Below are 15,329 nucleotides of genomic sequence, written 5' to 3'. Positions count from 1 at the left end.
TTAGTGAATAACCGAAGACAAAAGATATCGTAGCAAACTTTATTACCCAAAACGGCAGTGAGTGGTCAACATGGACAGTTCCCCTACCCCGCGTATTTACCTTGGCACTGGTGGCTATAGCGATACCGACTTGCTCGGTACACTGTATTCCACCGGCACTAAAAAGACCGATTTCTTACGTGAATATGCCAAGCAATATGGCGCAGTAGAAATCAATAGCACTTTCTATGCACTCATCGGGCAAAAAGCGTTCGCGGGTATGGTCAATAAAGCCTACGTGCAAGCCGACAGCCAGTTAAAGTTTGCCGTCAAACTGCATCAAGACTTTACCCACGCTCGCAAAGGCACTGCCGAGCATGCACAAGCATTTCTAAACGCCTTATCTCCACTTATCGAAGCAAATGCTCTAGCACCATTATTACTCCAGTTCCCACACGGCTTTGATCGTACTCGCGAGCATCGTCTCTATCTAGCAGAGCTTGTCAGTTGGTTTCAAGACTATCCACTCGCTATTGAGTTTCGTCATAACGGCTGGCACACACCGCAAGTGGTCGATAGCTTTCGGCAGCAAGGGCTCATTTGGTGCAGCGTTGATTACCCCAAGGTCAGCGGATTACCGCCGTCACGGTTGATATTCACTGAACGCACTGGCTATCTGCGTATGCACGGCAATAATCTAAACTGGTGGGATGCGATGAGTGCGGCTGATCGCCATGATTATCGTTATAGTGAGACAGAGATGCAAGACTGGGCGCAAGCGATTGCCAATCAGCGACAGCATTTTGATACGCTCTATATTTTCTTTCAAAATACCGTCAATGCACACGCTTACTATAATATTGCGATGCTGCGTGAAGCGCTGGGTAAGTTTGGGTTTGAGGTTTTGTGATAGATATAATTAAAAATTAAGCTACTTATATAGAAGCCATAATACTGCGAAATTTAAAATATAAGGAAATAGAGTGTACGCAATAATAACTGAAAACGATGAATCTGCTTGGGCTGATGAAACTGGTATCCTTTACCACTTTCCTAAAAGATATTTAAAATATCTAGAGCCAGGCACTCATGTTATTTACTACAAGGGAAGTCTTAAAAATAAATCTTTCTCGAAAAATAGACTATCTGATGCTCCTCACTATTTCGCTATCGCTAAAATCGGTAAGACCTACCCAGACAAAGAAAGTAATAAAAATGACTTTTTTGCTACCATTACTGACTTTATACCCTTTGAAGAAGCAGTTTTAGCAAAAGATGATTCAAATTATCTAGAGATAATTCCTGATTCGAGAAAATCTAACTATTGGCGCGATGGAGTAAGAGCTATCAATGAGGAGACTTACCATCTTATTATCTCTAGAGTCACTCCTAACAAAGTTTCAGAGAAAAAGACGGCTTATACTTCAGATGAAACTGTAGGAAAATTTCAGGATTCACTTGAATCTTTCAGTGAAGGCAAAAAATCAAAACGTTATGTAACTACATATGAAAGAAATCCTAAATACAGAAAGCAAGCAATTGCCATCCATGGTAACTCTTGTGCTGCTTGCGGATTTAACTTTGGAAGTTTCTATGGAGAATATGCTGAAGGGTTTATTCATGTTCATCATATAGTTCCTGTATCGGAATTTGAAGCACCTAAAGACATAGATCCCGAAACCGATTTAATTCCTCTATGCGCGAATTGCCATTCTGTCGTCCATAGAAAAAAAGACAAGACATTATCAATTCTTGAAATAAAAAATCTAATAGCTGATAACTCTATTTAAGTATTATAGCTGTGATTGAAACTCTGCATTAGTGATAAATACTGTATAAGCATAATTACCTATTTGCCGAAAAACATTTAGTCATCAAGTCTTACCTTCAACGAGCATCCTTATTTATGCACTTTACATCCGCATAGACACAGTAGATAAATTTATCTAAAAACAAGCATACAGAATCGTTCTACTTATTCGTTTTGCACACTGGTAACTTATAATCCTATGAATCAAGAGACATCAGTCAAAACGCAATATAAGCGTGCTGATATTCACTTATACTATTGGAGAAAGTATCGATGACAACACTAAAAAATAAAGTCGCGATTGTAACCGGTTCATCAAAAGGCATCGGCGCGCAAATAGCCTTATCGCTCGCAAAATCAGGGGCTAAAACCGTCATTAATTATGCAAGTGATGATTCAGCAGCCAATAATATCGTAAGCCAGATTAAAGCAGCAGGCGGTGAAGCAATCGCCGTTCAAGCTGATGTCAGCAATACCAAGCAAGTCGAAGCAATGTTTGATGCCACTATCAGCGCGTTTGGTAAGCCAGATATCTTGGTCAATAGCGCAGGCATCATGATTAATAAACCCATTGCCGAGACCACCGATGAAGACTTTGACCGTATATTTGCTATAAATGTAAAAGGCACGTTCAATACATTGCGTGAAGCTGCGACTAAACTCAATGACGGTGGCCGCGTTGTAAACCTCTCAAGTACGACTACTCGTATGCTGCTACCTAGTTACGGCACTTACTGTGCGACCAAAGGTGCAGTCGATCAGCTGACCCGTATATTTGCCAAAGAAGTCGGCGAGCGCAACATCACGGTCAATGCAGTATCTCCCGGCCCTACTGATACCGAGCTATTTCATCAAGGTAAGGCGGATGACACGGTAGAAAGACTTGCTAGCATGTCACCATTTAACCGTATCGGTGAACCAGTTGATATCGCTCGTGTGGTGGCGTTTTTGGTCAGTGAAGAAGCAGCTTGGGTTACTGGACAAAATATCGGCGCAAACGGCGGTATCGCCTAATAGCATAATGGCACTACTCTATCAAAAATATGTTTTGATCAGATATCGAAATAGAAAGCGATAGAGAAAGTTATCACATAAAAAAAGGACACCTCGCGGTGTCCTTTTTGTCAATCAAATACTTAGTCGTTAAAGGTTACTCTTCAACGCCAGCATCTTGACCTTTATATTTTGCGTTTGCGTAGTCCCAGTTCACTAGCTTGTCTAGGAACGTGTCAACATAGTCAGGACGACGGTTACGATAATCTACATAGTACGCGTGTTCCCATACATCACAAGTCAATACAGCGACTTGGTCATGTGCAAGTGGGGTGTCAGCATTAGCCGTTTTGGCGATTGATAATTTGCCACCGACTTTATCAGCAACTAGCCATGCCCAACCTGAACCAAACTGAGTCAATGCTGCGTTTTTGAACTCTTCACGGAACTTGTCGTAGCTACCGAAATCTTCTTCGATTTTTGCTTTTAGATCGCCAGTAGGTTCGCCGCCGCCGTTCGTTGGCGTCATGCAGTTCCAGTAGAACGTGTGGTTCCATACTTGAGCTGCTTGGTTGAACATACCTTGCTTGCTGTCATCTTTAGCAGTCGCTACGATGATTTCTGGCAATGTTTTGTCTTCTAGACCAGAACCTGGCAACATGTCTTTTAGCTTGTTTACATAAGCAGCATGATGCTTGTCATGATGATACTCTAGCGTTTCGGCACTGATATGTGGCTCTAGTGCGTCTTTTGCATATGGTAGGTCTGGTAAAGTAATGTTTGACATAATTATTTTATCCTTGCTGTTTAGCCGTTAGTTTATAAAAACTTGGTTATAGAAACTGAATTTTACGCTATTTTTACACCGCAAAAAACACTATAAAATAGCGGACTAAATTGGCTGAGTTTATTGTTTGAAATGAACTTTATCGCTTGATACACGGTACTGCTCAATACAATATCACGTATCATTATGAATCCAAAATTAACCTAGCGGTTACTTATTGCTATTATTCTTCGCCAAAAAGCCAAGTCTCTGACTTTATAGACTTTTATTAACTTAACATTCACAAGCTATAAGATATAATTCACTTTAGCTTGGTATCTATTATAGCAATAGTGACCAATAATATCAGTTACCAAATGTTATAGCCCGTACAATCTGTATAGCGATTGGTTATTTATTAAGCAGTAACCACACTCCTTCCAAACTCATGCGTTATCATGATTAGTATAACTACTTCAATCGACAAACAATTTACCGATTAGCGCTACAGAAGATAAATAAAGCCTACTCGAATAATAGCTCTTCATTATCTTTATATTACGGAATAACTCTATGAGCACTACTGATACCTCGTTAACTGCTACCCATCCGACATCTGGCAACCAATGGGTACTGGCCAGTAACAATAAAGGCAAATTGGCTGAATTTAAACGGCTATTTGCCGAAGCGAACTTGGACGTGACGATTGTCCCGCAAGGTCAGCTCGATATCGAAGACGCCATCGAGGATGGTCTAAGCTTTGTGGAAAACGCCATTATCAAAGCCCGTCATGCGAGCCGTATCAGTGGACTGCCTGCTATCGCTGATGATTCAGGACTGTGCGTGCCTGCACTAGGTAATGCGCCAGGTATCTACTCTGCTCGCTACGCTGGTGAGCACGGCAACGATAGTAAAAATAACGCCAAGCTCATCGCCGACTTGCAGCCTATCCGCGCAGCAAATCCAGATACTCCGATCAAAGGTATGTTCGTTTGCGTACTGGCAATGGTACGCCATGCTGATGATCCGCTACCGATTGTCGCTCAAGGATTATGGCATGGCGAAATCTTGGATACGCTACATGGTGACGGCGGTTTTGGCTATGATCCATTGTTTTGGTTACCTGAGTTGCAAACCAGTGCGGCGAGTCTAAGCGCTGCTGATAAAAACAGCATCAGTCATCGTGGTCAGGCAATCCAGCATCTATTGGCGCAGCTACCTTTATAAGCACCTTATAACTATTCTATTTATAACTATCTACAAGTGCACTTGATACTCATAATACGTTTACAACCTTATCGCTGTTTTTTATCCGTTATCTTATTTATTGATTATGAACATGGTCAAATCTTTATATAAAATTAAGCCATACAAGAGCAAGCAACATAAGGAAACATGCCATCAAACAGATAATTTTTACTTTAATAAACAGATAGATTATACTGTTCTACTTTTAAAATTTTGTTGAAATCCGTTATTTGGCTGTATAATTCACCAAAAAGCGTTATTATGCGGTGCATTAACGGTTTATGATTGATATTTGATAGCACTAACAACTTGGGCAAATTTGCCTTTTGGTATCAGCGGCGATTGCTACTGGCACTGAATTTGACGTTGTGCGCTATCGCTATCCCCTATTTATTTCAACGGCAGCCCGTCGTACATGCCCGTAATTTGAGGCGCGGTCTGTCTATTACAATTTAACCCTAAGTACTATTTCATTAATCAAACGTACTACTTAATCCTAAAGGTGTAATTAACATGGCTACAGATTTACAAGTCACAACCAACAAGCTATCTAATAAAGAAACCCAGCTAACGGTTAAAGTGCCCGTTGAAAAAATTCAAAACAAAGTTGAAGGCCGTATTCGCCAAGTTGCGAAAACCGCCAAGATTGACGGTTTCCGTAAAGGTAACGTCCCTATGTCACACATCCGCTCTCAGTACGGTGCTGGCATTCAACAAGAAGTTATCAACGATGTAATCCGTGATACTGTATTTGAAGCGATCAAATCTGAAGACATCCGTGCTGTTGGCATGCCTAACATCGACGACGTAAAACTTGAAGACGATTTCTTGGTATATCAAGCCACTGTTGAAATCTTCCCAGAAGTTGACGTACAAGGTATCGATGAGATCGAAGTTGAGCGTCACACTGCACAAGTGAGTGAAGAAGACGTTGATACTATGATCGAAAACCTACAAAAGCAACGTGAAGAATTCGTTGAGAAAAAGGGCATGGCTGCGAAAGACAACCAAGTGACTTTTGACTTTGAAGGCTCTATCGACGGCGAAAAATTCGAAGGCGGCTCTGCTGAAGACTTCAAACTAGTTATCGGTAGCAACCAAATGATTCCAGGTTTTGAAGCTGGTATCAAAGGCATGAAAGCTGGCGAAGAAAAAACTATCGACGTAACTTTCCCAGAAGATTACCAAGCTGAGAACCTAGCTGGTAAAGAAGCTCAGTTCAAAATCAACGTAAAATTGGTTGAAAAATCTAAGCTACCTGAAATCAACGAAGAGTTCCTTGAGCTATTCGGCGTAAAAGAAGGCGGCGTTGAGAAGTTGAAAGAAGACGTACGCAAAAACATGGAACGCGAAATCAAAAACGCTGCGCGTAGCCAAGTTAAGCAAGCGACTTTTGACGCATTATTAGAAAAGAACGAGTTTGATGTACCAAACGCGATGCTAGAGCAAGAAATCGAGCGTCAACGCAACATGATGATGCAACGTTTTTCTCAGCAGTTCGGCGCAAATGCTGATAGCTTCGATAAAGACATGCTGCCAAATGAGCTATTTGAAGAGCAAGCGCTACGTGCTGCCCGTCTTGGCATCATCGTTGCCCGTGTTATCGATACCAAAGGCTTAGAAGTAGATCAAGAGCGTGTAGAAACCTTCATCAAAGAAGCCGCTGAAAACTACGAAGATCCAGCAGAAGTTATCGAGTACTACACCAATGACAAGCAGCAGCGCGCTAACATTGAGTCTGTAGTACTAGAAGACCAAGTAGTAGATTACTTGATCGCACAAGGTAAAGTTACTGACAAAGAAGTCAGCTACCAAGACTTGCTAGCGGCTCAGCAACAACAGCAGCAAGCAATGTAATTGATACGACCAGCTGTCTTTTTAGATATGCTGTAGTCGGTTATCAAAACTAAAATGCGCCCCCGACCTTTTGATCGGGGGCGCATTTTTTATGGCGTTCGATAGCTAAGTAAGTTCAGCAGCAAACATCGTACTTGTACTATAAAGCGCGCTTTACACCAAAACAGGTGCGAATACGGCGCTCAATCCTAGCAGTACCAGCCCGCGCTGTAACCACAAGCTATCACTAAAGCGTTGCTGCAACTGCTGACTAACCAGCGTACCAACTGCATATAGCGCTAGCATCGTGACCATCATCCCTGCATAAAATCCTAGCTGACCGCTCACACCGACATTCGCTGGTACTTCCATCGCATGTGCCATGCCATGAAACACTGCCAGACCACCAAGACCAAACAATGACAGCTGCTGAATACTTGGCGTGCGTGCTGTATGAGTCTGAGCAGAGAATGCTTCTTGTCTGCTTTTTTGGCTCATCAAGACCATAGCTAATACAACCACCGACAGTGATATCGCCACTTCAATTAGCCCAGATGATGCAACAAATGCAATACCGCCAATCAGTACGCCAGCCGTGCCCAATATCGCGCCTAATGACAACCCTGCCGTCAATGACATCATGCCTAAGCGCTGCTTTTGTAGACCATAAAACAACATGCCCATACCGACTGCCAAAAATAAATGGTCAAGGCCGGTCACTGGATGCATCAGTCCTGCTTGCAATGTGCCCAAAAATGACGGCGCTTGCATAGTAGCCGAGTGAATATGTCCTGAGTGCGCCTGTGCCAATGTCGGTAGCGTTAGTGATGTCATCAGCACAGCTGAGCCAGATACAATATGACGAGCTGAGAGCGCTGGTGAAAAGCGAGAGTTTTTTAAAGTCTTTATCATACGATTTTTCCTTATTATGACTATTCTAATTGTCGATGTGGGCGACTAGCTAAGCCAGCATGCCATGTTCTTTAATAAAGGCGATAATCTCATTTAGCCCATCACCCGTTTTCATATTGCTAAATACAAAAGGCTTGTCGCCACGCATTTTTTTAGCATCGCGTTCCATCACTTCAAGCGAAGCACCGACCATTGGTGCAAGGTCAGTCTTATTAATAATCAACAAATCAGATTTGGTGATACCGGGGCCACCTTTACGAGGTATCTTATCGCCTGCAGAGACATCAATGACGTATAAGGTCAAGTCAGACAGCTCTGGGCTAAATGTCGCGGCTAGATTGTCGCCACCTGACTCAATAATAATCAACTCCAAACCTTCAAAAGTCGCTTGTAGCTCAGCAATCGCAGTCAGATTAATAGAAGCATCTTCGCGAATAGCCGTATGCGGACAGCCGCCCGTCTCTACACCGCGGATACGCTCAGCAGGCATGGCATCATTGCGGGTCAAAAACTCTGAATCTTCTTTGGTATAGATGTCATTGGTCACCACAGCCATATTGACCGTATCGCGCAGGTTTTGGCATAGCCTTAACGTCAAAGCAGTCTTACCACTACCAACTGGCCCACCAATACCAAGGCGTAAGCACGATAAGGCAGAAGACGGTTTCTGGCTATCGCTATCAGTCTGTACGTCTGATGCAGCGTGAGAGTGTTTTGGTTTGAGCGGAGTTAGAGACATATTAATTTCCTAAAACAGTTTGTATATTAATAAGTATAAATAGAAATAAAAGTACAGTTATGAGCGGAACAACCGACTGTATTGCTCCTCATGCATGCTTGAGAGAATAGCCAAATTGGGCAAATTATTCGAGATATTAAGCGATTCATAGAGGTCTTGGCATAGCTGCTGGCAGTCTGGTTCTTCACTTGTATCTAAGGTATCCATAGTATTTATCGATGTGATTAAAGCATCGAAAGCCTGTTGCACATTAGCGCTTAGAGCATCAACCTGAGCACCCAGATCGCTTTGCAATTGCCACAGGATACGCTGACCTGCCATTTGTCCTAGCGGCACTGTCTTCACAGCAGCGAGTACCATATTCTCTAATTGTGCAAATCCATAAGTAGTCATTGACTGCGCTAGTGGCAGCTGCCAATGCTGAGCAATATGAGCAAATAGCGGCAAAAATCCATCTTCAGGTATTTCGACCGGTATGCCAAGACTCAGGACTTCGTTGAGCCAAGACACCATGGCTTGTGCCAACTGCTGCGACTCCAGTACAAACTCTTTACTCTCTAGGCCAGCGTGATAATCATGTGCTAAATTTGCTGCTAGCGCTTCATGACCTTGGCTGAGCGCGCACATTATTAGCCCTAATACGGGCAGCTCGTAGCCAATAACTGCAAGCGCTAGATAGTCTTGCATAAATGTAAGCGTACTGGCTTCATCAGAGACAACCCCTGACTCAATCGCTGACTCCACACCTTGCGAATAGGTATAGCTACCAATCGGCAAATTGCTCGATGCAAGCATCAGTAGCTGTCCAAGTTGGGCAGATTGAGTAGGCTGAGCACTGGTATTAACCATCATTTGAACGACCTACAGGCGCATCATGATGACTATGGCTATGTTGATGTTCGTGGCTGTGGCTTTCATCATGGCTATGACTTTCCTGATGACTATGAGAGTCACTATGCGAGTGTGCATGGGAGTGGGAGTGAGAGTGTCCATGCGCATGCCCTTGGCCCGTTTGATAAGCGCCGGTTTCGGGTTCGAATGGCACTGAGGTAGACTCGATATGTAGACCGAGGTTTTCTAGCATTTGTGCAAGTACATGATCGTTTTCAAAATACAGCGCATAGCCTGCATTACCCTGATCAAAACTGTGGTCAAACATCAACGGCACATGACGATTGCCCAAATGATAAGCGCCTTTCATTAGTAGAAAGTCATTGTCAGCAGTCACCTTAGTCACCGCTTGCGGCTTGGCGATGACTTGCATCAACTCACCTGCTGCATTGATAAGCACGTCATCGCCTTTTAAGACGCCTGTACGAGGTAGGTCAACACCCACTGCCTCACCTGAGACAGTAATCGCTCTAAAGCGGGAATGCTGACGAGTATCAAAGTTTAACAGCAGGTAATCATCGGCTTGATACTGTTCTACCAATTGTGCTTTTTGGGTATCGCTAAGCGTACTTAAACGGGTATTAAATATTTTCATTATTCTTCTCTGGCTGTTGTTGCTCAAACTATTGGTCAATAGTATTGATGGTAAAAGTGTTGGGAATAAAGATAAGATCTCATTCAAGAAACCAACTGACCATTGGCATACATGGTTTATGGCTCACTGTCTTAGAGAGCTCCTATAAACGTGTATCATAAGCTCTAAAATAAAAAGTAACGCTGTGCCATTGGTAGTACATCAGCTGGCTCACAGGTGAGTGTCTTACCATCAGCGCGTACTTCATAGGTCTCAGGATTGATGTCCATATCTGGGCAGTAGCTGTTAAAGCGCATATCGCCTTTACGAATTTTACGGATGCCGTGTACTGGCTGAATGACTTTGGTCAATCCAAGCTGCTTATCCACTTGTTTGTCGATCGCCGCTTGCGACATAAAAGTAATGCTAGTTTGGGCGACCGATTTTGGATATGTCGCAAACATAGGACGATAATGTACAGGCTGGGGTGTGGGAATAGAGGCATTGATATCACCCATCGGTACTGCAGCAATGAGCCCGCCTTTTATAATGCATTCAGGCTTTACCCCAAAAAACTTGGGCGACCAGAGCACCATATCTGCCCATTTACCTACTTCGATTGAGCCGACCATATCGCTGATACCGTGAGTAATCGCAGGATTTATGGTATATTTTGCGATATAGCGTTTGATACGAAAGTTGTCGTTATCCGCGCTTTGGTCATAGTCTGTCAAAGTGATGTACTGTTGCTCATCCTCAATGTTCGCCGTTGCATCTGGCGCTAGATGGCCACGTTGAACTTTCATTTTGTGCGCGGTTTGCCATGTACGGATGACCACTTCACCCACTCGCCCCATCGCTTGTGAGTCACTACTCATCATCGAGATAGCACCCAAATCATGCAAGATATCTTCTGCGGCGATGGTTTCTTGACGAATACGGCTCTCAGCAAAGGCTACGTCTTCAGCAATAGCAGGGCTCAGGTGATGACAAACCATCAGCATATCGAGATGCTCATCAATGGTATTGACGGTGTATGGTCGCGTTGGGTTGGTTGAAGATGGCAGCACATGCGACTCGCCAATAGCCTTTAAAATATCGGGCGCATGGCCACCGCCCGCCCCTTCAGTATGAAAAGTATGGATACAGCGGTTTTTAAAAGCAGCAAGTGTACTTTCGAGATAGCCACTTTCATTTAAAGTATCGGTATGAATGGCCACCTGCACATCATAGTCGTCAGCGACGCTCAAACAGTTATCGATGGCTTGCGGCGTTGTACCCCAATCTTCGTGTAGTTTTAGCCCCACGGCACCTGCTTCGATTTGTTCAGCAATGGGTTCTGGTACACTCACATTGCCTTTACCCAGTAGTCCAATATTCATAGGGATACTGTCGGTAGACTTTAGCATTGAGGCAATGTGATACGCCCCCGGTGTACAAGTAGTAGCGAGCGTTCCTTGAGCTGGCCCCGTGCCGCCGCCTAGCATCGTCGTAACCCCTGACATAAGCGCCGTCTCACACTGCTGAGGCGCGATAAAGTGAATATGACTATCGACGCCACCTGCTGTCAGGATTTTGCCTTCACCAGAGATGATTTCGGTAGCTCCGCCAATAGGAATATCGATGGCAGGCTGGATATCAGGATTGCCCGCTTTGCCAATGGCACTGATACGACCGTCTTTGATACCAATATCCGCTTTATAGATGCCTGTATAGTCAACGACTAATGCATTAGTAATAACCGTATCGGCAACTTCCGCGCCTAGTAATTGTCCTTGCCCCATACCATCACGGATGACTTTACCACCGCCAAATTTAACTTCTTCGCCTTTTATCTCGATAGGTTTGCTAGCACGCTCACCGTTTTGCAGTGCTGCAGCCTGATCAGTATCCTGATAACTGGTCAAGTCAGCTTCAACCTGTAGCCAAAGCTCGGTATCGGCTAAGCGAACTTTATCGCCTGTGGTAGGACCAAAATGCTCAGCATAAATACGACGACTGACTCGCTTCTGCGAAGTAGCGGTTGCCTTTTTATCAGTGGCGCTCTCTGATGTTTTTTCTAGATGAGCTGCGCCCATGACACGCCCAGCAAAACCATATACATCTTGCTTGCCAGCGTATGCTACCAACTCTACTTCCCGCGATTGCCCCGGCTCAAAACGTACAGCGGTTCCAGAGATGATATTTAGACGAAAACCACGTGTCCGTTCTCTATCAAAATTCAGCGCATCATTGACCTCGTAAAAATGATAATGCGAGCCGATTTGGATCGGTCTATCTCCAGTATTGCTGACACTGATGGTCTGTACCTGTCGACCTTGGTTTAAGATAATGTCGCCATCTTGGATATGGTATTCGCCTGCTTGCATGGGAGCCGCCTTATTTTGGAGTAATCATTTCGGTGATAGACAGAACTATACGATGGGATTATGTACCGTGACCAGTTTGGTGCCATCAGGAAAAGTCGCCTCGATTTGTACTTCATCTACCATCTCTGCGACACCTTCCATGACATCATCAGCAGACAAATACGTAGCACCTTCACTCATCAGCTCGGCAACTCTTTTACCATCTCGTGCGCCTTCCATCAGCAACATACTGATATAAGCAATGGCTTCGGGATAGTTCAGTTTTACGCCGCGATTTTTGCGACGCTCAGCCACCATACCAGCCGTAAATAGCATGAGTTTATCTTTTTCTGTTGGGGTCAGGTGCATGACAATTCCTTGTTGTACTTATCATTATATTTATAGCAGATTAGGGGTTTTCAAAGCATTTGATATCGATTAAAAACAGTCGCAATATATCTTAATCTCATTATTTAAAGTGGCCGTATTAAGTGTCCCAAATACGTGGACGACAAGGCTCAAGTTGCCACCAATGATCTCGCAATACTTCTCTCAGCTGATAAAACGCTTCAAAACAACCGCGTACATCTGAGCCGATGTAGCGGATATTGATCGCTTGGCAATTATGAGTGCAATAGACAGGCAGGTGTGCTTGAGCAATGACTTGGCGTAATGCTGCTACGGTATTGTCTAGATAGCGGGTTAATGACTGCTTGATAGTTGCTTGGGCCGTTTCGGTCGATTGCGTAGTCTGTGACGCGGAGAGTACAAGATTGTCATGGACGTCGCTTAAGCTAGGTACTGCCCAAAACGATCCATAAATATGCTGGTTCGCTAATCCTAAATTTGAGGTAAACCAGCGACTTTGTGCTGTCTGTGCCACCCGCTCAGCAACAATAACCTTACTATCTCGATAGATATTCAATCCAGTATGATAATGCCCTTGCAAAAACTGCTCGTCGTAAGCTTGCCGTCCAAAGACACTAATCTCCCATGTCAGTAAGCTAGATGAATCCGTCAAATCAAAACGGCTCACTGCATGCATATTGGCTTCGTTATAAATGATACTCTCTTGCGGCAGCCATTCTAAACGGGTATCTGCTGCGAGGTTGGCTTGTACGTGTTGGCTCGCATAGGCAGCTATCTCGTCTTGGCTCATACTTCGGTGAGTAACGTCGTCGCCCAACGGAGCTTTATGTTTTTGACTGACGCTGTCTTTGCCATACCATTTACCTGCACCTGGTGTGGTGATAACAGCGTGGCTACCACTATCTAAATTTAGGTCTATGGACAGCGTATCGCCACCTGCGATACCTGCTGGCGGGTACAACATCAGTATGTGACAAATACCCTGCTGTACGCTTGGCTCAGGATACAGAGCACGCTGTACCATCAAGGCACCCGTATGCTTACGATGATAAAGCCGCGTTTTTGAGTTATCAGCCGTACCCTCTTTGGCCGTACTTGTACTGCTAACAGTGTCAAAGCTTAATGCTAAAGAAGAGGCCCAACTCATTTTGTATACTCATTTACCAATTAAATATGTTTCAGTATTTTATGTGACAACTCTCATTTACTATCCGCTAAGAATTCTATTGCCAATCGTTAATTACAGTTCATTAACTACAGTAATGTCAGAATAACAGCGAAGAAATACAGCCTACACCATTTATCGTGCCTAGCGCACCACTATAAATAAAAGCGTCAATGTTTTTATTGATACAAGCACTGTGCCAACTCTTGATAGCAGATAATCAAATAGACAACCTTACCGACTCAAAACTTTGATTTGTCTGCGCTTTTTTCTATTTAACTTAAATGATAAAAATAACCGTATATTTCCAGCTATTTTCTAAACGTTTTTTGAGCCTCAGTCATTTATAAAATCAGCAGATATTTGCACCAAAACGGTACATTTTGTCCATAACGGTGCATTTTTTAGCGTTATTGTTAGCGCAATACTCTCTGAGGACATTAGATAAGCAAAAATACTAAACGCATAACTATTTGCAGGCTTAGTCAGTAAGATAGGTGGATTATAGGGCTATTAATCAGGTATTCTATGTTAAAAAGTCAGGTCAGACATGATTTACGCTATTTGTATCGATACAGATACTGTCGATACAGGTACTATCAATATCTGTATGACTTGATAATAGATAAGATAGTATTTATCTACTTTTAGACGTATTTTTAGTGCCCGTTTCAATATAAGCAATTAGTCCTAGCAATATCGTAGGGTCAGTTTTTCACCTATTTTATGCACAAACCCATTTTATAGGCTTGAATAGTGAGCGCAGCCCCCTTATAAACAACCCATTAGTCAAAAACTACTAGACAATAAAATCATTCAATCCATTTTTATTTTATACATTTATCGATAGGACTTTTCTATGACAGATTATGATCGCATCACTGCCAACCCGCATTTTGATATGCTGATGAGTGCGCACAAAGAAGTACAGACCACACAAGCGGCTTTAGTACCTATGGTGGTTGAACAGTCCTCACGCGGTGAACGCTCGTTTGATATTTTTTCACGTCTATTACGTGAGCGCGTTATCTTTTTGACCGGTCAGGTCGAAGACAACATGGCTAACCTTATCGTTGCCCAGTTGCTATTCTTAGAAGCTGAAAACCCTGACAAAGATATCCATTTGTATATCAACTCACCAGGCGGCTCAGTAAGCGCTGGCTTGGCTATTTTCGATACCATGAACTTCATCAAACCTGAAGTATCTACTATCTGTATGGGCGGTGCTTACAGCATGGGTTCATTCCTATTGGCCGCTGGTCAAAAAGGCAAGCGCTATTCACTTGCTAATGCTCGCGTTATGATTCATCAGCCTTCAGGCGGCGCGCAGGGTCAAGCAACAGATATCGAAATTAATGCTCGTGAAATCCTTAAAACTCGTGCACGTCTAAATAGTATCTTAGCTGAGCGCACTGGGCAGCCAGTAGAGAAAATCGAAAAAGACGTTGAGCGTGATTATTGGTTAGATGCACAAGAAGCCAAAGAGTATGGTTTGGTTGACGAAGTATTAGAGCGTCGTCCTGAGTCTTTGTAATCTAAGCATTAACATGATGCCTCTTCATTGAGAGTGCAATCATAAGACCTTTTATAGTTTATTTGCCGTACAGTAAACCGTTATCAATGTCATACCTGATCTATTGGAAGGTATGACCATTGAATTGATACGATAATCGACATACTACAAATAAACTAACCAGTT

The 15,329-nt window shown here is 43.4% G+C and carries 14 protein-coding genes; 6 read left to right on the top strand and 8 right to left on the bottom strand.

What is annotated here, in order from left to right; genetic code table 11:
- Positions 1–70 precede the first annotated feature (70 nt).
- The 3 genes from I3249_RS10025 (at position 71) to I3249_RS10015 (ending at position 2,803) form a co-directional block, all read left to right on the top strand.
- Positions 71–889, top strand: coding sequence for a DUF72 domain-containing protein (locus tag I3249_RS10025; RefSeq protein ID WP_238069847.1), 819 nt, complete (start codon positions 71–73; stop codon positions 887–889).
- Positions 890–962: 73 nt separating this feature from the next.
- Positions 963–1,769, top strand: coding sequence for an HNH endonuclease (locus I3249_RS13135; protein WP_101205326.1), 807 nt, complete (start codon positions 963–965; stop codon positions 1,767–1,769).
- 293 nt (positions 1,770–2,062) lie between these two features.
- The gene (locus tag I3249_RS10015; protein WP_238069846.1) at positions 2,063–2,803 is read left to right on the top strand and encodes an SDR family oxidoreductase; all 741 of its coding nucleotides are present in this window, start codon (positions 2,063–2,065) and stop codon (positions 2,801–2,803) included.
- 136 nt (positions 2,804–2,939) lie between these two features.
- On the opposite strand, the gene I3249_RS10010 is transcribed toward I3249_RS10015, so the two are convergent.
- Positions 2,940–3,569 (bottom strand): superoxide dismutase, encoded by a 630-nt coding sequence (locus I3249_RS10010; protein ID WP_101205324.1) that lies wholly within the window; start codon positions 3,567–3,569, stop codon positions 2,940–2,942.
- A 552-nt stretch (positions 3,570–4,121) separates the two neighbouring features.
- Here I3249_RS10010 and rdgB point away from each other — a divergent pair.
- Both rdgB and tig read left to right on the top strand, forming a co-directional pair.
- Positions 4,122–4,775, top strand: a complete 654-nt coding sequence (gene rdgB / locus I3249_RS10005; RefSeq protein ID WP_238069845.1) for an RdgB/HAM1 family non-canonical purine NTP pyrophosphatase — start codon at positions 4,122–4,124, stop codon at positions 4,773–4,775.
- Between the two features lie 534 nt (positions 4,776–5,309).
- Entirely contained in the window at positions 5,310–6,653 is a 1,344-nt protein-coding gene (gene tig / locus I3249_RS10000) for a trigger factor (RefSeq protein WP_102091742.1), read from the top strand.
- A 153-nt stretch (positions 6,654–6,806) separates the two neighbouring features.
- On the opposite strand, the gene I3249_RS09995 is transcribed toward tig, so the two are convergent.
- The 7 genes from I3249_RS09995 to I3249_RS09965 all read right to left on the bottom strand — a co-directional run bounded on the left by I3249_RS09995 (position 6,807) and on the right by I3249_RS09965 (position 13,612).
- On the bottom strand, positions 6,807–7,544 hold the full coding sequence (locus I3249_RS09995; RefSeq protein ID WP_238069844.1) for a HupE/UreJ family protein: 738 nt from the start codon (positions 7,542–7,544) through the stop codon (positions 6,807–6,809).
- 49 nt (positions 7,545–7,593) lie between these two features.
- Positions 7,594–8,283 (bottom strand): urease accessory protein UreG, encoded by a 690-nt coding sequence (ureG, locus tag I3249_RS09990; RefSeq protein WP_238069843.1) that lies wholly within the window; start codon positions 8,281–8,283, stop codon positions 7,594–7,596.
- A 57-nt stretch (positions 8,284–8,340) separates the two neighbouring features.
- Positions 8,341–9,135, bottom strand: a complete 795-nt coding sequence (locus I3249_RS09985; protein ID WP_238069842.1) for an urease accessory UreF family protein — start codon at positions 9,133–9,135, stop codon at positions 8,341–8,343.
- Complete coding sequence (ureE, locus tag I3249_RS09980; RefSeq protein WP_238069841.1) at positions 9,125–9,769, bottom strand: urease accessory protein UreE; 645 nt, start codon at positions 9,767–9,769, stop codon at positions 9,125–9,127. Before ureE ends, I3249_RS09985 begins: the two co-directional genes overlap by 11 nt.
- A gap of 164 nt (positions 9,770–9,933) precedes the next feature.
- The gene (gene ureC, locus I3249_RS09975) at positions 9,934–12,117 is read right to left on the bottom strand and encodes an urease subunit alpha (protein WP_238069839.1); all 2,184 of its coding nucleotides are present in this window, start codon (positions 12,115–12,117) and stop codon (positions 9,934–9,936) included.
- A 45-nt stretch (positions 12,118–12,162) separates the two neighbouring features.
- A complete protein-coding gene (gene ureA, locus I3249_RS09970) occupies positions 12,163–12,465 on the bottom strand; it encodes an urease subunit gamma (RefSeq protein WP_057761815.1) in 303 nt (100 codons plus the stop codon).
- 118 nt (positions 12,466–12,583) lie between these two features.
- Positions 12,584–13,612, bottom strand: coding sequence for an urease accessory protein UreD (locus tag I3249_RS09965; RefSeq protein ID WP_238069838.1), 1,029 nt, complete (start codon positions 13,610–13,612; stop codon positions 12,584–12,586).
- Between the two features lie 925 nt (positions 13,613–14,537).
- Between I3249_RS09965 and clpP the strand changes: the two genes are divergently transcribed.
- Positions 14,538–15,164: an ATP-dependent Clp endopeptidase proteolytic subunit ClpP gene (gene clpP / locus I3249_RS09960; RefSeq protein WP_197411852.1), complete on the top strand. Its 627-nt coding sequence runs from the start codon at positions 14,538–14,540 to the stop codon at positions 15,162–15,164.
- The last annotated feature ends 165 nt before the right edge of the window (positions 15,165–15,329 follow it).

Source organism: Psychrobacter sp. Ps1, assembly GCF_022129425.1.
Taxonomy (GTDB): Bacteria; Pseudomonadota; Gammaproteobacteria; order Pseudomonadales; family Moraxellaceae; genus Psychrobacter.
The sequence above is the reverse complement of the archived record's forward strand: the minus strand, read 5'-3'. Positions and strand labels throughout refer to the sequence as shown.